Annotated in this window: 16 protein-coding genes; 10 read left to right on the top strand and 6 right to left on the bottom strand. The window is 65.1% G+C overall.

All coding sequences use genetic code 11. The features are described 5' to 3' along the window. The first annotated feature begins 113 nt into the window (after positions 1–113). On the top strand, positions 114–863 hold the full coding sequence (gene map, locus DDT93_RS10995; RefSeq protein ID WP_109465897.1) for a type I methionyl aminopeptidase: 750 nt from the start codon (positions 114–116) through the stop codon (positions 861–863). Between the two features lie 175 nt (positions 864–1038). Here the strand turns inward: map and thrS are convergent, their stop codons facing one another. Further along, the gene (gene thrS, locus DDT93_RS10990) at positions 1039–3018 is read right to left on the bottom strand and encodes a threonine--tRNA ligase (protein WP_109465896.1); all 1980 of its coding nucleotides are present in this window, start codon (positions 3016–3018) and stop codon (positions 1039–1041) included. Positions 3019–3306: 288 nt separating this feature from the next. On the opposite strand from thrS, the gene DDT93_RS10985 reads away from it, so the two are divergent. Next, a complete protein-coding gene (locus DDT93_RS10985) occupies positions 3307–3513 on the top strand; it encodes a cold-shock protein (protein WP_109465895.1) in 207 nt (68 codons plus the stop codon). A gap of 118 nt (positions 3514–3631) precedes the next feature. Here the strand turns inward: DDT93_RS10985 and DDT93_RS10980 are convergent, their stop codons facing one another. Then, positions 3632–4192 (bottom strand): type 1 glutamine amidotransferase domain-containing protein, encoded by a 561-nt coding sequence (locus DDT93_RS10980; RefSeq protein ID WP_109465894.1) that lies wholly within the window; start codon positions 4190–4192, stop codon positions 3632–3634. Positions 4193–4395: 203 nt separating this feature from the next. Between DDT93_RS10980 and DDT93_RS10975 the strand changes: the two genes are divergently transcribed. The 3 genes from DDT93_RS10975 to DDT93_RS10965 all read left to right on the top strand — a co-directional run bounded on the left by DDT93_RS10975 (position 4396) and on the right by DDT93_RS10965 (position 7367). Further along, positions 4396–5142: an alpha/beta fold hydrolase gene (locus DDT93_RS10975; protein ID WP_109465893.1), complete on the top strand. Its 747-nt coding sequence runs from the start codon at positions 4396–4398 to the stop codon at positions 5140–5142. 91 nt (positions 5143–5233) lie between these two features. Continuing rightward, the gene (locus DDT93_RS10970) at positions 5234–5545 is read left to right on the top strand and encodes a hypothetical protein (protein ID WP_157960146.1); all 312 of its coding nucleotides are present in this window, start codon (positions 5234–5236) and stop codon (positions 5543–5545) included. Between the two features lie 103 nt (positions 5546–5648). After that, positions 5649–7367, top strand: coding sequence for a methyl-accepting chemotaxis protein (locus tag DDT93_RS10965; RefSeq protein WP_109465891.1), 1719 nt, complete (start codon positions 5649–5651; stop codon positions 7365–7367). A 169-nt stretch (positions 7368–7536) separates the two neighbouring features. Here the strand turns inward: DDT93_RS10965 and DDT93_RS10960 are convergent, their stop codons facing one another. Together DDT93_RS10960 and phaZ are read right to left on the bottom strand one after the other, a co-directional pair. Continuing rightward, on the bottom strand, positions 7537–8121 hold the full coding sequence (locus DDT93_RS10960; protein WP_232825436.1) for a DUF6151 family protein: 585 nt from the start codon (positions 8119–8121) through the stop codon (positions 7537–7539). Positions 8122–8147: 26 nt separating this feature from the next. Continuing rightward, the gene (gene phaZ, locus DDT93_RS10955; RefSeq protein WP_109465890.1) at positions 8148–9425 is read right to left on the bottom strand and encodes a polyhydroxyalkanoate depolymerase; all 1278 of its coding nucleotides are present in this window, start codon (positions 9423–9425) and stop codon (positions 8148–8150) included. Between the two features lie 108 nt (positions 9426–9533). On the opposite strand from phaZ, the gene phaC reads away from it, so the two are divergent. From phaC to folD, 5 genes are all read left to right on the top strand, one after another. Next, on the top strand, positions 9534–11339 hold the full coding sequence (phaC, locus tag DDT93_RS10950) for a class I poly(R)-hydroxyalkanoic acid synthase (protein ID WP_109465889.1): 1806 nt from the start codon (positions 9534–9536) through the stop codon (positions 11337–11339). Between the two features lie 369 nt (positions 11340–11708). Then, the gene (locus DDT93_RS10945) at positions 11709–12149 is read left to right on the top strand and encodes a phasin family protein (RefSeq protein WP_109465888.1); all 441 of its coding nucleotides are present in this window, start codon (positions 11709–11711) and stop codon (positions 12147–12149) included. A 272-nt stretch (positions 12150–12421) separates the two neighbouring features. Further along, positions 12422–12985, top strand: coding sequence for a polyhydroxyalkanoate synthesis repressor PhaR (gene phaR / locus DDT93_RS10940; protein WP_109465887.1), 564 nt, complete (start codon positions 12422–12424; stop codon positions 12983–12985). A gap of 204 nt (positions 12986–13189) precedes the next feature. Beyond that, entirely contained in the window at positions 13190–14866 is a 1677-nt protein-coding gene (locus tag DDT93_RS10935) for a formate--tetrahydrofolate ligase (protein ID WP_109465886.1), read from the top strand. 87 nt (positions 14867–14953) lie between these two features. Continuing rightward, positions 14954–15850: a bifunctional methylenetetrahydrofolate dehydrogenase/methenyltetrahydrofolate cyclohydrolase FolD gene (folD, locus tag DDT93_RS10930; protein ID WP_109465885.1), complete on the top strand. Its 897-nt coding sequence runs from the start codon at positions 14954–14956 to the stop codon at positions 15848–15850. 15 nt (positions 15851–15865) lie between these two features. Here folD and DDT93_RS10925 read toward each other — a convergent pair whose 3' ends face one another. Together DDT93_RS10925 and DDT93_RS10920 are read right to left on the bottom strand one after the other, a co-directional pair. Next, on the bottom strand, positions 15866–16672 hold the full coding sequence (locus DDT93_RS10925) for a class I SAM-dependent methyltransferase (protein WP_109465884.1): 807 nt from the start codon (positions 16670–16672) through the stop codon (positions 15866–15868). Between the two features lie 122 nt (positions 16673–16794). Beyond that, positions 16795–18003: a DegT/DnrJ/EryC1/StrS family aminotransferase gene (locus DDT93_RS10920; RefSeq protein ID WP_109465883.1), complete on the bottom strand. Its 1209-nt coding sequence runs from the start codon at positions 18001–18003 to the stop codon at positions 16795–16797. Positions 18004–18045: the final 42 nt, after the last annotated feature.

Genomic DNA, 18045 nt, shown 5'->3' with positions numbered 1-18045 from the left:
TACCGGCATTTCCGGAGGGGCCGGGCGCGTGCCACAGGGGCGATGAGTGTTCCGGCCGGGACAAGTCGGCGGCTTGCGGGTAGACTGGCGGGCGCAGTTGCGAGGGCGGACAGATGACGATCACCAGACAGGACGAGTTGGACGGGCTGAAACACATCGGCCGCATCGTCGCCAATACCATGCAGGCCATGGCCCGCGCCATGGAGCCGGGCATGACGACCGGGGAGCTTGACGAAATCGGACGGGACCTGCTGGAACGCGAGGGCGCGGTTTCGGCGCCGCAGTCCACTTATGGCTTTCCGGGCGCGACCTGCATCAGCGTGAACGAGGAAATTGCCCACGGTATCCCCGGCGACCGGGTGATCGCCAAGGGCGACCTCGTGAACATCGACGTCTCGGCCTCCAAGGATGGTTACTTTGCCGATACCGGCGCGACCTTCCGCATTGCCCCGACACGCCCTTCGCAGGACCGCCTGTGCCGGGATGGACGCCGCGCCATGCAGATCGGCATCGGCCAGGTCCGTCACGGCCGCCCGCTGTCGTCGATCGGCAACGCGATCGGCCGCTTCGCCGCCGAGCAGGGCTATACATTGATCCGCAACCTTGCCAGCCACGGGGTCGGCCGCTCGCTGCATGAGTACCCCGAGGAAATCGCGACATGGCCCACCCGCGATGACCGGCGGCAGATCAACAAGGGGCTGGTGATCACGGTCGAACCGTTCCTGTCGACCGGGGGCCTCTGGGCCAGCGACGGGCCGGACGGCTGGACGCTCTACAGCGAGCCGCGCGCGCCGGTGGTGCAATATGAGCATACGGTCGTGGCGACCGAGCGTGGTGCCATTGTGGTGACCTTGCCGGGGTAGGTTCGTCACGCGCCCCGCGCTGGTACGGGTGGGTGCAATGGGAGGCGGGGCCCCGGGGCAAGCCCGGGGCGGGGGCGGGCCCGGGGCGGGGGTTAACCTGGAGTGGAAGGGCTATGTGACGAGAAAGGGCGGCGACTTCCGTCACCGCCCATCGCTTTCCGATATGTGTCAGAGCTTATCGCAGGTCCGGCGGCGTTGCTTCTGCCGTCAGGCTCGCGACGATCTCGTCGAGCGTTGCCATGCTGGTCTGCTTCTCGCCAAGGCGGCGCACCGAGACGGTGCGTTCCTCGACTTCGCGGGCGCCGACGGCGAGGATCACCGGGACCTTGCCGACCGAATGCTCGCGCACCTTGTAGTTGATCTTCTCGTTGCGCACGTCGGCCTCGGCGCGGACACCGGCGGCAGCCAGCTTCGTGACGACCTCGTTCACGTAGTCATCGGCCTCGGAGGTGATCGAGGCGACTACGACCTGACGCGGGGCGAGCCAGAAGGGCAGCTTGCCTTCCCAGTTCTCGATCAGGATGCCGATGAAGCGCTCGAAGGACCCGAGAGTCGCGCGGTGCAGCATGAACGGACGGTGCTTGGCGCCATCCGCCGCGATGTAGGTCGCGCCGAGCCGTTCCGGCAGGTTGGGATCGACCTGAAAGGTGCCGCACTGCCAGACCCGGCCGATTGCGTCGGTCAGGTAGAAGTCGAGCTTGGGACCGTAGAAGGCACCGTCGCCCGGCTCGAGCGTGTACTCGCGGCCCACGGCCTTGATCGCGTTCTCCAGCGCCCCTTCGACGTAGTCCCACGACTCCTCGGTGCCGACCCGTTTCTCGGGACGGGTGGCGAACTTGATCTCGAACTCGGGAAAGCCGAGCTCTTCGTAGATGTTCGCGAGGAAGTCGATGAAGCGCGCGCATTCGGCCTGGATCTGGTCCTCGGTGCAGAAGATATGCGCGTCGTCCTGGGTAAAGCCGCGCACCCGCATGATCCCGTGCAGCGCGCCCGAGGGCTCGAAGCGGTTGCACGAGCCGAACTCGGCCAGCCGCAGCGGCAGGTCGCGGTAGGACTTGAGGCCCTGGTTGAACACCTGCACGTGGCAGGGGCAGTTCATCGGCTTCAGTGCGTTGATCCGCGTCTGCTCCCGGTTCTTGGCCGAGGCATCGTCGTTCTCGCCGTCGCGGCTTTCATCCACCTCGACGATGAACATGTGGTGCTGGTACTTGTCCCAGTGGCCCGAGGCCTCCCACAGCTTGCGGTCCACCACCTGCGGCGTGTTGATCTCGCGGTAGCCACCGGCGCGCTGCTTGCGGCGCATGTAGTCCTGCAGCGTGGTGTAGACGGTCCAGCCGTTGGGGTGCCAGAACACCTGACCAGGGGCCTCTTCCTGCATGTGGAACAGGTCCATCTCGCGGCCCAGCTTGCGGTGGTCGCGCTTGGCGGCCTCCTCCAGCATCGTCAGATGCGCCTTGAGCTGTTCCTTGTTGCGGAAGGCCACGCCGTAGATGCGCTGCAGCATCGGACGCTTGCTGTCGCCGCGCCAGTAGGCGCCCGCGATCGACATCAGCTTGAAGCTGTCGCCCGGCACCTGCCCGGTGTTCTGCAGGTGCGGACCGCGGCAAAGGTCCTGCCAGTCGCCGTGCCAGTACATGCGCAGCGGCTCGTCGCCCGGAATGGCGTCGATCAGCTCGACCTTGTAGGGCTCGCCGTTGTCCTCATAGTGCTTGACCGCGCGGGCACGGTCCCAGACTTCGGTGCGCACCGCATCACGCTTGTTGATGATCTCCTTCATCTTCTTCTCGATGAGGCCGAGATCTTCGGGCGTGAAGGGCTCCGAGCGGTCGAAATCGTAGTACCAGCCATTCTCGATGACGGGGCCGATGGTGACCTTGGTGTCGGGCCAGATCTCCTGCACCGCCCGCGCCATGATATGGGCGAGGTCGTGACGGATCAGCTCGTTGGCCTGCGCTTCGTCCTGCAGCGTGTGCAGCGCGATGGAGGCGTCGGCTTCGATCGGCCACTGGAGATCCCAGTGCTTGCCATCGACGGTGGCCGAGATCGCCTTTTTGGCGAGAGAGGTGGAGATGTCGGCCGCGACCTGCGCAGGCGTCACGCCGGCGTCATAGGAACGCGAATTGCCATCGGGGAAGGTAAGGGAGACTTGGGCCATATCGGCACTCCTCGTCAGTTTGGCGCCCACGGAACGCCCGGTTGCGGGTTATATGTGTGGGCGTCTTGTGACGGGATGCAGGAAAGGTGTCAAGCGCGGTTGGCGGTGCCGCACCGGGGGCGCGCAACTTGGTCGTTGTCCGCGAGACGAAGTTCATGTAGAGGGGCGTGGCTACTTTTTCTTTTTCGACCTTCTGTCTCCGCGCAATCGGCTCTCAGACTCTCGATCCAGACTGATGACGCCAAGCTGCCGCATCCTGCGGGCAGCACATTATAGGAGACCACGGATATGGCTACTGGCACCGTGAAATGGTTCAACACCACCAAAGGCTTCGGCTTTATCGCACCCGATGGCGGCAGCAAGGACGTGTTCGTCCACATCTCTGCCGTTGAGCGTTCGGGCCTCACCGGGCTGCGCGACAACCAGAAGGTGACCTTCGACATCGAAGCCGGCCGCGACGGTCGCGAATCCGCAGTCAACCTGGCCCTGGCCTGAGTTGAGTGCAGGGGCGGCCCGTGCCGCCCCGTTGCAGAGCTGAGGCAAGGCCCCTGGGCTTTCGTCAGATCAAGAAAAGCCGGGACAGATGTCCCGGCTTTTTGCGTATCAAAGGGGTTCAGGCCGCCTTGCGCTGGTGCCTGCCTTCCTCGATCTCCTCCACGATCTTCGACACGAAGGCCTCTAAGTCGTCGGGGCTGCGCGAGGTGACGATGCCCTTGTCGGTCACCACCTCGGCGTCGGTCCACTTGGCACCGGCGTTGATCACGTCGGTGCGGATGGAGCCATAGGAGGTCATCTCGCGGCCCTTGGCGATACCAGCCTCGACCAGCACCCAGGGGGCGTGGCAGATGGCGGCGATCACCTTGCCCTCGTTGTGGAAATCCTTGACCAGGTTCAGTACGTCCTCCTCGACGCGCAGCAGGTCGGGATTGATCTGGCCGCCGGGGATCACCAGGGCATCGTAGTCGAAGGCATTCGCGTCGGCGATCCTGAGATCGGCCTCGGCCTCGCGGCCCCAGTCCTTCTGATCCCAGCCGGTGATGGGCTTGCCGTCCAGCGTGGCCACCTGCACCTGTGCGCCGCGCTCGCGCAGTTGGTCGCGCGGAACCTCGAGTTCGGACTGTTCGAACCCATCGGTGGCGATGATCAGGATTTTCGCATCGTTGATACGGGGCATGTTGCTCTCCTTTCTGTTCGATTGGAGGCGCCGCAGGGCGCCCGTGGGGAGAGAACGAATGCATCCCGGCCGAGTTCCTGACGCAGCCTCAACTCGCCGTGACCCAGCCCGGGTCGAAGCGGCGGGCGCGCAATCGGGGTGTTGACCTCGCCCGCGCCGGTCGGTCATCTGCGACGCGCAACGGATTGCCTGAGGAGACCGCGATGACCGAGCCGAGCTATCTGGAAACCGGGCAGGGCCGGCGCATCGCCTATCACGCGACCGCGGGTAGGGGGCCGACGGTGGTGTTCTGCGGGGGGCTGAAGTCCGACATGGAAGGCACCAAGGCGCTGCATCTGGAGGCCTGGGCCAGGGCGCGCGGACAGGCGTTCCTGCGGTTCGACTACACCGGTCACGGGCAGAGTTCGGGCACCTTCGAAGAGGGCAGCATCGCCGACTGGCATGAGGACACCCTGGCGGTGATCGACAACCTGACCGAGGGGCCGGTGATCCCGGTCGGATCGTCGATGGGCGGCTGGCAGTCGCTCTTGCTGGCGCGGGCCCGACCGGAGCGCGTTGCGGGCCTCGTCACCATCGCCGCCGCGCCCGATTTCACCGAGGACGGCTACTGGGCCGGGTTCAGCGAGGCTCAGAAACGCGAGCTGGAAGAGCGCGGGCAGGTCGAGATGCCCTCGGATTACATGGAACCCTACGTGGTCACGCGCCGGATGATCGAGGACGGGCGCCGCATGCTGGTGTTGCGCGCACCGCTGCCGCTGCCCTTTCCCGTCCGGATGCTGCAGGGCACGGCGGATACGGCGGTCAGCACCGAAACCGCCCTGCGCCTGCTGGATCATGCGGACTGCCCCGACATGCGGCTGACACTGGTGAAGGACGCCGATCACCGGTTTTCCGACGACCCCTGCCTCGCGCTGATCGAGACGGCGCTGCTGGAGGTCATGGGCGCCTGACCCGAAGCGGCAGCCGGGCCCGGAAAGCTGGGCCCGGTTAACTGAACCGCAAGGATCGGGAGGATAGACCTGCACACCAGCTGACACTGGTTTGAGCATGACGATTCTCCGATTGACCGCGCTTCCCCTGGCAACACTCGTTCTCGCGCCCTGGATATCGGCGGCGAACGCACCGCCGCGCGCGGGCGATCCCATTATCGTGGTCGCGCCGCCCTGGCGCGACGCCGCGGCAGTGACCAAGGCGGCCGGAGGGCGCGTGATCGGCCCGCGTCCGGCCCCCCTCGCGGTGCTGGCAGAGCCGCCCGCCGGGGGCGATCCCGGCGATTTCCGCGCGCGATTGCGGGCCGCGGGCGCACTGCTGGTGTTTGACGCGACGCGGCTGGCGGCAATCTGCGGGAGATAGGCATGGCAAAACGATTGAGGCACCGAAGGCGCTGACCTTCCGCGGTCTGGACGATGAGCCGGGTGGCGCGACAGGGCAGGACGAGCAGCGGTTCGAATGCCGGATGATCCTGCGCGCGGCCTGGGTCGTTGCGCCGATCAACGCCGGGGTGGCCTATCTGCTTGGTGGCAATGTCGTCGTCCTGTTGCTGGTGGCGGTGGCCCTGGCCGGCATCGGAACGCTGATGCAGTCCGGCTCGGGTCAGACCGCGCGGATCGGCGCGGCGCAGGCGCTGGTGGGGCAGGCCGTGGTGTTCAACGCCGCGATGGCCGGTCACGCCTGGCAGATCGACGCCCATATGCTCTACTTCGCCCTGCTGGCGACCACGGTTGCCTTGAACGACATCGCGGCGATCCTCGCGGCCACGCTGCTGATCGCCGCGCACCACCTGACGCTGACCTTCCTGATGCCGAGCCTTGTGTTCCCCTCGACCACCATCGCCGAGAACCTGCCGCGCACGCTGATGCACGCGGTGATCCTCCTGATCGAGAGCGGGGCGCTGATCTACGCCGTAGCACACCGCCAGACGCTGGATGCCCGTGCACGAGCGCAGAACGAACGTCTGGAACAAGCCGGACACGAGGCGGAGGCATCGCGCGTGAAGGCCGAACAGCTCTGGCAGGATGCCGAAAGCACGCGCGCCGAGGCCGTCGCGGCGCGGTCGGAGGCGGAGGCCGCTCTGGTGCGCGCCGAGGACGAGGCGGAACGCGCGGCACGGGTCGATCGAGACGCGCGGGAGGCGGCCGAGCGCGATGCCGCCGCGCGGGAAGCGGTGGCACAGCGCCAGCGCACCGTGGTCGAGGTACTGAGACGTAATCTCAAGACCCTGCGCGAACGCAATCTCGGCGCCGCCATCGGCAGCGATCTCGATGCCGAGTACGCCGATCTGCGCGACGACTTCAACGAGGCGGTAACGGCGCTGCGCAGTGCCATCGAGGTGGTACAGTCCAATGCCGATGTGATTTCGGGTGAGGCGCGGGCGCTGGCCCAGGCCTCCGGCGACATGTCGCAGCGGACCGAGAGCCAGGCGGCCTCGCTGGCCGATATCTCCTCGAACGTCTCGAAGCTGAACGACACCGTTCGGTCGACCGCCAAATCCGCGCGAGACGCCCAGAGCGAGGCCGACCAGACCCAGGGTGAGGTCGAAGCCAGCGCCGAACTGGTTCAGCGCGCCGTGGTCGCCATGGGCGCCATCGAGGCCAGTTCGAACCGGATCCAGAAGATCGTTGGGGTGATCGACGAGATCTCTTTCCAGACCAACCTGCTGGCGCTGAATGCCGGGGTCGAGGCCGCGCGGGCGGGGGAGAGCGGCAGGGGCTTCGCCGTGGTCGCCTCGGAAGTGCGGAGCCTGGCGCTGCGCAGCTCGGATGCGGCACAGGAGATCAAGTCGCTGATCGCCGAATCCGACGCCCGGGTGAACGAAGGCGTGAGCCTAGTCCGCCAGACCGGCGAGGCGAACGAGAGCGTGATGGGCGCGGTCTCGATGATCGTACGCCGGATCGTCGAGATCGCCTCCAGTGCCGAAAGCCAGTCGGGCGCACTGGACGAGATCAACGCAGCACTCTCGCGGCTGGACACGGTGACCCAGAAGAACGCCGCCATGTTCGAGGAGACCTCGGCTGCGAGCGAAACACTGTTGAAAGGAACCACGACCCTCGCCTCGGTGATCAGCGCGTTCACCTTGTCGGACGTAGCGAGGGAAACTGCCGGGGCGGCGCGTCGGAAGGGCGCGTCGGGCAGAGATACGGTTCCGGCCCAATCCGGGCGCCGCGGCGTTGCCTGATCTCTTAGCAAACAAGGGGGCGCTTGGTGGTTTCCTGCTCGCCCAAGGCCGCGGGCGTTTGTTGCGGCCGACGGCGGGAAGCGGGGCTCGCGGATCAAAGGCTGGTCAGATCGGGAGGTAAGCCAGAAACGGCGAGAGTGCCTGAAGAGATTGGCTCAGCCAGATTTGCTCAAGCCGTAGGGGTTGCTGCCTCGCGTTCGGCCTTGGTCAGGACAACAGGGGCTACGATGGGTTGGCCCGTCGCGACATCGAAGAAGGGTGTCGATTTCCAGCGCCCCGAAAGACGTGCGGCAGCGAGACGGCCGAAGATCTTCAGGACGAGGCCCAGCGGAAAGCGGCTGCTACCCTTGCCGTCCGCACCGGCGGGGCGGTTCACCTGCGCTATGACGGGGCCGATCGGCTTGGTGTCGACGATGCGGTCCGCCGAGAGGCCGACGAAGGGCATCGAGGGTTTTGGCAGAGTGTTGAACAGGGTCACGTTGCAGCAGGTCGCGTACCAGCGGAACAGACCCTCCGGCCCCAGCCGCATCAGCCCGAGCTTGTCCAGTCCGCGGGTGATGTGAACGTGGTCAGGCGTGGTCTGGTAGATGGGAACGCCGCCGGGGGCGGTATCGCCCTCGCCAAGGTGAATGCGCGCCGCGCGGCAATCGCGGCAAAAGCACTCCACATGGGTCCCGTGGGCCGGGCCCGCCGGTTGGACGCTGCCCTCGATCAGGCCACAGGAGCAGCGGAAGGTGATCGCGTCGGCGCCCATCGCTGCTCCTCTCTTCGTGGTCCGGTTCAGGCCGCTTCGGTCTTGGCACCTTTGCGGGTCTTGCCCGAGGTGCTGCCGTTGTTCGCGTCGATGAAGTCGAGCACCAGCGGGCGGATGTTGTTCCGCCAGGACTTGCCGGCGAAGATGCCGTAGTGACCGGCGCCCGGCTCCAGGTGGCTGAACTTCATCTCATCGGGCAGCCCGGTGCAGAGGTCGAGTGCGGCAACGCACTGCCCCGGCGCCGAGATATCGTCGTTCGCGCCCTCGACGGTCTTGACCGCGACCTTGGTGATCTTGCCGATGTCGATCTTGTGGCCGTCGACCATGAACTCGTTCTTCGCGATCTCGCGGTTCTTGAAGATCCGCTCGACGGTCGAGAGGTAGAACTCGGCCGTCATATCCATGGTGGCGAGATACTCGTCGTAGAACCGGTTGTGCGGATCGTAGTCCGACGCAGTGCCGCGCGCGACCGAGGAAATCTGGTCGGAAAAGGCCTTGGCGTGACGGTCTGCGTTCATCGCCATGAAGGAGGTCAGCTGCAGGAGGCCGGGGTAGACCAGCCGGCCGACGCCCTTGTACTTGAAGCCGACGCGCTGGATCGCGGATTGTTCCAGCTGGCCCATGGTGACGCGGGCGCCGAAGTCGGTGACCTCGGTCGGGGTGGCGTCCGGGTCGATCGGGCCACCGATCAGGGTCATGGTGCGAGGCTGCGCGGCGGGCTCGAGCTCGGCCAGGTAGGCCGTTGCGGCCAGCACCAGCGGCGCGGGCTGGCACACGGCGATCACATGGGTGTCGGGCCCGAGCTCGCGCATGAAGTCGACGATGTAGAGGGTATAGTCCTCGATATCGAACTTGCCGGCGCTGACCGGAATGTCGCGGGCGTTGTGCCAGTCGGTCACGTAGAGATCGACATCGGGCAGGAGGCTCTGCACGGTCGAGCGCAGCAGGGTCGCGTAGTGGCCCGACATCGGTGCCACGAGCAGAACCTTGCGGGCGCTCTTTTCGCGGTCCTGCACGCGGAAATGAATCAGGTTGCCAAAGGGCCGCTCGATCGCGGTCTGCACCTCGACGACGTGGTCGCGGCCGTCATCGCAGGTGACGCTGCGGATGCCCCAGTCGGGCTTGACGATCATCCGCTCGAAGCTGCGCTCGGTCACTTCGCCCCAGGCTGCCATCCACGCAATTGCGGGGTTTGGAGTCATCGCGAAGATCGGATAGGATGCAAGTGCCTTGGCCGTTGCGCCCATCCACTGGTTGGTGTTGCGCGCGGTCTCCATCAGGTCGTAGGTCGCCATGAAGTGCATTTCGGGTCTCCTGGTATTTGGCACCGACGTGTCGGACTTTTCGTCGCTTTGCCTCCCGAGTGCGGCGACGTTATTCTGCACTGCAGTAAATAGGGGGAAATCGTTGCGATGACAACTACGGAGGAGGGGGGGCCGCTTCCTACAGCGGAACATTACGAACGACTCGCGGAAAATCTTGCGAAAGTCGAAGAACTGTCTCGGCGCCTGGTCGATGTGATGACACACAAGACATCGCACAACCCGGCCCTGAACGGTCCGAATCACGATCTGTTCACCAATGCGGCAACGGCCTACTGGGCGCAGATGGTTCAGAACCCGGCGCGCATTCTCGAGAACCAGGTGGCTTACTGGGGGCAGACCCTGCATCATTTCGCCGAGGCGCAGCAGGCGCTGGCCAAGGGCAAGCTGCAGGCTCCGGAGGATCCGGGCCCGGCTGACCGGCGCTTCAAGAACCCGCTTTGGGATACCCATCCCTACTTCAATTTCATCAAGCAGCAGTACCTGATCAACGCCAAGGCGATCGAGGACGCGGTGAATTCGGCCGAGGACCTCGAGCCGAAGGACAAGAAGCGACTCAAGTATTTCTCGCGCCAGATCATCGACATGCTGGCGCCGACCAACTTCCTTGGCACCAACCCGGACGCGCTGGAACGGGCACTGGAGACCGACGGCAAGTCGCTGGTCGACGGGCTGGAAAACCTCGTCGCGGACCTCGAGGCGAACAACGGAGAGCTGGTCGTACGGCTGGCCGATTCCTCGGCTTTCGAGCTGGGGGGCAACATCGCCACGGCGCCGGGGCAGGTCGTCTATCGCAACCGGATGCTCGAGCTGATCCAGTACGCGCCGACCACCGAGACGGTGCACGAAACGCCGCTGGTGATCTTCCCGCCCTGGATCAACAAGTTCTACATTCTCGACCTCAAGACGCAGAACAGCCTGATCCGTTGGATCACCGACCAAGGCTATACTCTCTTCGTGGTCAGCTGGATCAACCCCGATGCCCGCTATGCCGATGTCGGCATGGAGGACTACATCGAGGATGGCTACCTTGCCGTGTTCCGAGAGGTGAAGGCGATCTGCAAGACCGAGCAGATCAACGTGATCGGCTACTGTATCGCGGGTACGACGCTGGCGCTGGTGCTGTCGCTGCTGAAGCAGCAGGGCGACAAGTCCATCAAGTCGGCGACCTTCTTTACTGCGCTTACGGACTTTGCCGAACAGGGCGAGTTCACGCCCTTCCTGTCGGATGACTTTATCGACGGGATCGAGGCCGAGGTGGCGGCCAGGGGGTACCTGCGCTCCTACATCATGTCGCGGACGTTCAGCTACCTGCGCTCGAACGATCTCGTCTACGCGCCGGCGATCCGCAGTTACATGATGGGAGAGGCGCCGCCCGCCTTCGACCTGCTGCACTGGAACGGCGACGGGACGAACCTGCCGGGTCGGATGGCGATGCAGTACCTGCGCGGTCTCTGCCAGCGCAACGAGTTCGCGCGGGATGGCTACGAGATCCTCGGCCACACGCTCAAGCTGGAGGACGTAGATGTACCGGTCTGTTCGATCGCCTGCGAGACCGACCACATCGCTGCGTGGCGCGACTGCTATCGCGGGGTCCAGCAGATGGGCTCGCGCAGCAAGACCTTCATCATGACCCAGTCGGGTCATATCGCCGGGATCGTGAACCCGCCGAGCAAGAACAAGTACGGCCACTACACCAACACGGATCTCAAGCTGGACGCGGCCGACTGGCTGGCCGGCGCCGAGTTCCACGAGGGCTCTTGGTGGCCCCGCTGGGAGGCCTGGCTGAAGAAGAAATCGGGCAAGCAGATTCCTGCGCGCGAGGTTGGTGATTCGGACCATCCGCCGCTGGCACCGGCCCCCGGAACCTATGTGGCGATGAAAGCGAACGGCTGATCCCGGGCTCCGGAGGCCGCCGGGGAGGGCGGCACCGGACCACCGGGCGCAGGTTCGAGGGAGGCATCGCTGCTGCCAGAGGGCACCATCCCCTGCTTTACGTAAGGGAAAACTTCTGGCCAAATTCCGTTGCGCGGCAACCTGTTGTGTTGCGGCGCCGGGCACACGTCGGGGTTGATCCCGACACTCCGGGAGGCGCTCCACCCCCGGACATTCGCGGTGACGGCAGGCCGTTCGCGAAGCAGGTTTGCTGATACTTTTTCTGCACTGCAGCAAAAAGATCTTGAAATGCCGCGCCGCAGCATTCATATTCCTCTCAGCTTCAGAAAGCGCGGGGAAGTCCCGCTAAATGCAAAAGGACTACTTGAAATGGCAAAGACCCAAGATTTTACCGCTGTGATGAAGGACATGATGGGCGCGTTCCCCGTGGACACCGCAGCCTTCGAGGAAGCTTTCAAAACCACCGCCACGCTGAATGAAAAGCTGTCGGCCGTGGCCCTGGAAGCCGCCGAGAAATCCGCCGAGATCTCGAGCAAATGGACCAAAGAAACCATTGCCAAGCTGTCGGACATCTCCAAAGCCAAGACCGAGCCGGCTGACTACGCCAAGGCCATGACCGATTTCGCATCGGCCACTGCCGAAGTCGCCGCCGAAAACATGGCCGCCTTCGCCGAAGTCGCGAAGAAGGTGCAGATGGATACCGTCGAGCTGATGATGGCCGCAGGCAAGGACCTGACCGAAGACGCCACCGCAGCCGTCAAGAAAGCCACTGCTGATGTGACGACCGCTGCCAAGAAGGCCGCAAAGTAACGATTACAGCAGCGATTGCGCGTCTCTTCCTCCCAAAAACCGGCGCAATCGAGGGGCAGGCCTGCGGGCCTGCCCCATTTCGTTTCCGGGCCCCAGCGGGTCCCGCAAAGGCCAACGGGGACATGCTCTGACCGATTGCCCGGGGGAAACAAATCCGTTTCCTGTGCGGCAGGGCAGGACAAATCGGTCATTTTCGCGGGATAGCTCAGTCTTTTCTTTTCAATTTCGCTCGCATAGGCTCCCATTAACATATTGCGCGGGGAGGCGAGACCGTGGCTGAACAAGAAAAACCATTGCTGATCAAACGGTATGCGAGCCGGCGGCTGTATAATACCGAGACCAGTGACTACGTGACGCTGGAAGATATCGCAGGGTTCATTCGTGACGGGCGAGAGGTGCAGATCGTCGATCTGAAATCGGGCGACGACCTGACGCGCCAATACCTGCTCCAGATCATCGCGGAACACGAGAGCCGGGGCGAGAACGTGCTGCCGGTCGACGTGCTGAACGACCTCGTGCGGTCCTACATGGTGCCGGGCGGGGGGATGATGCCGCAGTTCCTCGAGACATCCTTCGAGATGCTGCGCGACAGCCAGGCCAAGATGATGAAGAACATGTCGGCCATGAACCCGATGGCCAAGATCCCCGGGTTCGAGGCGCTGCAGGCGCAGCAGGAGGCCTTTCTCAAGGCGATGACCGGCGGGCTGGCCAATACCTGGGCGGGCTCCAGCGGGCCGGAGCCCGAGAAGGAAGAGAGCTCGGACTCGGGCGAAGACCTCGACGAGATCAAGAAACAGCTCGCCGAGCTGCAGAAGAAACTGTCCAAACTCAAGTAACGGCACGGTGCCCGGACGACGCGAAACATGCGTCGCCCGTGCACGGCACCGGTTTCCAATCCGAAATCCGCGTGGACCATCGGGTCGCTTCGTGTCAGAGAAGCGTCGCAAATCAATCCCGTGAAGGATTGCGGCGGCGCTTAGGCTGACGCAGGGTGCGGCCATCCGCCGGAGGGCTCACCCTTCAGGGAGGAGCTGGACGGAATGGAATACAAGAGCGACATCGAGATTGCCCGCGCGGCACAGAAACGCCCGATCCAGGAGATCGGCGCGAAACTGGGAATCCCGGCCGAGGACCTCGTGCCTTATGGGCATGACAAGGCCAAGGTGAACCAGGATTTCATCGACCGGGTTCAGGACAGGCCGAACGGCAAGCTGATCCTCGTGACGGCGATCAACCCGACGCCGGCGGGCGAGGGCAAGACGACCACCACCGTGGGCCTTGGCGACGGGCTGAACCGTATCGGCAAGAAGGCGGCGGTCTGCATCCGCGAGGCATCGCTCGGGCCCTGCTTTGGCATGAAGGGCGGGGCGGCCGGGGGCGGCTATGCGCAGGTGGTGCCGATGGAGGACATGAACCTCCACTTCACCGGCGATTTCCACGCCATCACCTCGGCCCACAACCTGCTGGCCGCGATGATCGACAACCATATCTACTGGGGCAACGCGCTCGACATCGACACGCGCCGGGTTACCTGGCGCCGGGTGCTCGACATGAACGACCGCGCGCTGCGCCTGAACGCGATCTCGCTCGGCGGCGTGACCAACGGCTTCCCGCGTGAGAGCGGGTTTGACATCACCGTCGCCTCCGAGGTCATGGCCTGTCTCTGCCTTGCGCGCGACCTCAAGGACCTCGAAAAGCGCCTTGGCGACATCATCGTGGCCTACCGCCGCGACCGCACGCCGGTCTTTGCCCGCGACCTCAAGGCTGACGGTGCGATGACCGTGCTGCTGAAGGACGCGATGCAGCCGAACCTGGTGCAGACGCTGGAGAACAATCCGGCCTTCGTGCACGGCGGTCCGTTCGCAAACATCGCCCACGGCTGCAACTCGGTGATCGCGACCACGACGGCGCTGAAGCTGGCCGACTACGTGGTGACCGAGGCGGGCTTTGGCGCCGATCTCGGGGCCGAGAAGTTCATGAACATCAAGTGCCGCAAGGCGCACCTTGCGCCCGACTGCGTGGTGCTTGTGGCCACCGTACGCGCGATGAAGATGAACGGCGGCGTCACCAAGGAGAACCTCGGCGCCGAGAACATCGCGGCGGTCAAGAAGGGCTGTGCCAACCTCGGCCGCCACATTGCCAACCTCAAGCAATTCGGCGTGCCGGTTGTGGTGGCGATCAACCACTTCGTCACCGACACCGAGGGCGAGATCGACGCGGTGAAGGCCTTTGTCGCCGAGCAGGGCACCGAGGCCATTCTCTGCCGCCACTGGGCCGAGGGTGGCGCCGGGATCGAAGCACTGGCGACCCGGGTCGCGCAGATCGCCGACAGCGGCAAGGCGCAGTTCGCGCCGCTCTACGGCGACGACATGCCGCTCTTCGATAAGATCGAACGCATCGCCAAACGTATCTACCGCGCAGACGAGGTGCTGGCCGACCAGAAGATCCGGAGCCAGCTGCACCAGTGGGAAGAGCAGGGATATGGAAAGCTGCCGATCTGCATGGCGAAGACACAGTATTCCTTCTCGACCGATCCCACCCTGCGCGGCGCCCCCACGGGGCACTCGGTGCCGGTCCGCGAGGTGCGGCTGAGCGCGGGCGCGGGCTTCGTGGTGGTGATCTGCGGCGAGATCATGACCATGCCGGGCCTGCCCAGCGTTCCGGCGGCCGAGAGCATCCGGCTGAACGAGGCCGGACAGATCGAAGGGTTGTTCTAGGGCGCTCCTGCCCTCGTGACCCGAAACATGGCCCGCCGGGGATGCCTCCGGCGGGAGTATTTGGAAAGAAAAGATGAGGGCGCGCGGATGACGGCGACAATCATAGACGGCAAGGCCTTCGCGGCCGATGTGCGGGCCCGCGTGGCCGAGAAGGTGGCGGCGCTGGCCGGTCACGGCCAGCCCGGCCTTGCCGTGGTGCTGGTGGGCGAGGACCCGGCGAGCGAGGTCTACGTCAAGTCCAAGGGCAAGATGACTGTCGAGGTCGGCATGAAGTCGGTCGAGCACAAGCTGCCGACCGATACCTCCGAAGCGGACCTGCTGAAGCTGATCGACGACCTGAACAATGACGACACCATCCACGGTATCCTGGTGCAGTTGCCCCTGCCGGGGCACCTGAACGAGGATCTGGTGATCAACTCGATCGACCCGGCCAAGGATGTCGACGGATTCCACATCTCCAACGTCGGCCTGCTGGGCACCGGACAGAAGAGCATGGTGCCCTGCACCCCGCTCGGCTGCCTGATGATGCTGCGCGACCATCACGGCAGCCTCTCGGGGCTCGACGCCGTGGTGATCGGCCGCTCGAACATCGTGGGCAAGCCGATGGCGCAGCTGTTGCTGAAGGACAGCTGCACCGTGACCATCGCGCATTCGCGGACCAAGAACATTGCCGAGGTGGTGAAGCGCGCCGACATCGTCGTGGCCGCCGTGGGCCGCGCCGAGATGGTGACCGGCGACTGGATCAAGCCGGGGGCCACCGTGATCGACGTGGGCATCAACCGCATCGACGCGCCCGAGAAGGGCGAGGGCAAGACCCGGCTGGTGGGTGATTGCCACTTCGACAGCTGTGCAGAGGTTGCGGGCGCCATCACGCCGGTGCCGGGCGGCGTCGGGCCGATGACCATTGCCTGCCTGCTGGCGAACACGCTGACGGCCTTCTGCCGGTCCAAGGGCCTGCCGGAGCCGGAGGGGCTGACCGCCTGATCTGCGCCCTCGCCGTCAGGCCCGGGCTGTGATCACGTTCGAGACATGGGGGAAGTGCAGGGCGGTTCCGTCGAAGCACTCTCCCAGCGCGCTCAGGAATTCCGCGATGCAGACGCCGCGCTCGGCGTCTGACAGGGGCGAGAGCTTGTCGCCGGTGTGCATTCCGCCCATCGCCCCGGCGGCGAAGGTGCGTGCGTCGGGGTGGGTGAGGGCGAGGCTCACGCGCTCAACCTCGACATGGGAAAACCCCGCCTCCTCGAACAACTCGCGGATCATTCCCGGATCGGTGAGGCTGCAGATCGCGCGCACGGCGTTCCCGGCTTCCGCCCCGGCGTGTTTCTCCAGCGTTCGCGCCTGCGCATCGAGCAGGGGATTGTCCGACAGGGCGGTCGAGACGCAGAAGGCGACGCGCCCGCCGGGCACCATGACCCGGTGCAGCTCGTGCAGGGCCTTCACCTTGTCGGGGAAGAACTGCAGCGCCTGCTGGCAGAAGGCCAGTTCGACGCTGGCGTTGTGAAGCGGCAGGCTGTCGGCGGCGGCCTCGTGAAAGGTGGCGCTGACCCCGGCCTCGCGGGCCCGGGTCTCGGCCACGGCCAGCATGTCGGGGCTGATGTCGATGCAGGTCAGGCTTGCCGGGCGGACTCCGGCGGCGGCGAGTTCCATCGTCACCGCACCGGTTCCGCAGGCGAGGTCGAGGATGGCCTCGCCGTCCCGCGGGTTGGCCCGCCGGATCAGTTCCTTCGCCCAAGGCCGGAAAATCACCGGGACGAGGGTGCTTTCGTATCGCTCTGCGAAGGTCGTGGCGGTCGCGCTGTGTGCCATGACAGGGCTCCTCCCGGGATCAGATTACCACAGAAGGGCGAGTCGTCTAAGCGCTGCGCCAGACAGCGGAACGGGCGCCGAAATTGCGCCCGTTCCCTTGGTGCCGTGAGTGGCAGGCGTGCTCAGGCCGCAGCCGAGCGGGTAACCTCGTTCATCGCGTCGAGCAGGATGTCGGCCACGGCGTCGTAGTCTTCGCGGCTCAAGTGAACCGGAAGGCGGACGTCGCAGGCGCGCATCAGCATGGCACGTGTCTTGGGAAGCTCGGGCATGTCGCCGAGGAACTGCCAGTTCCAGAAGGCCCGGGCGTTGTCGGTGGATCGTCCGAAGATCTGAACCTTGACCCCGCGCGCGGCGGCGGCGGCGGCAAAGGCGTCGATCTCGTCATCGGAGAGATCCACCAGGTTGAACTGGATCGAGTCGGGGGCGCGGACTTCGGCGGCCAGCTTGGCGGGCACGTTGAAGTTGGCGGCGCTGTTCAGCCGGTCGGCGACATAGTCGTGCCCCTTGCGCCCGTCGGTGACGCGGCGGGCCAGCTCGGGCAACTGCGGACGGATCACCGCGGCCGAGAGGTTGCCCATGCGCAGGTTGTAGAGCGGCAGCTGGTTCTGCCAGCGGCCAAAGGCCTCTTCGAGGTCGCGGATGTTGTCGCCCATCGGGACCTTGTGCTTCTTCCAGTTGTGCTCGTAGGCGCCCGACATGATCACCGCGCGGGCAACTGCGTCGGCATCGTCCGAGATCAGGATACCGCCTTCGCCGGCGTTGATCATCTTGTAGGACTGGAAGGAGAAGCAGCCGATCTTTCCGATCGTGCCGATGTTGCGGCCATGCCAGGTGGTGCCGAGCGAATGGGCTGCATCCTCGATCACCGGGATGTTGCGCGCATCGCAGAGCGCCATGATCGCGTCCATGTCGGAGGTATGGCCGCGCATGTGGCTGATGATCACGGCCGAGATGTTGTCGTCGATCCGAGCCTCGAAGTCGGCCATGTCGATACGGTAGTTGTCTCCGACCTCGCAGAGGACCGGCACGCAGTCGGCGTGGATCACGGAGGAGGGGACGGCGGCAAAGGTAAAGCCGGGAATCAGCACGCGCGCGTCGCGCGGCAGGCCGAGCGCCTTGAGCGACAGGAAGAGCGCGGCGGAGCAGGAGGAGACCGCGAGCGCATACTTCGCGCCCAGCAGTTCCGCGAACTCGGACTCGAGCAGGGCGACAGGTGCATCCTGCGGCGCGGTGTAGCGGAAGAGGTCGCCCGATTGCAGCAGTGCTTCGATGGCTTCGCGTGCTGCGGCTGGGATCGGCTCTGCCTGGTGGACGTCTGGTGCCTGTGTCATATTTTGTTTTCCTTAAGCCAACCTTCGAAAAATGTAAAACAA

Origin of the sequence: Albibacillus kandeliae, assembly GCF_003116585.1 — a bacterium.
GTDB lineage: Bacteria > Pseudomonadota > Alphaproteobacteria > Rhodobacterales > Rhodobacteraceae > Albibacillus > Albibacillus kandeliae.
The sequence above is the reverse complement of the archived record's forward strand: the minus strand, read 5'-3'. Positions and strand labels throughout refer to the sequence as shown.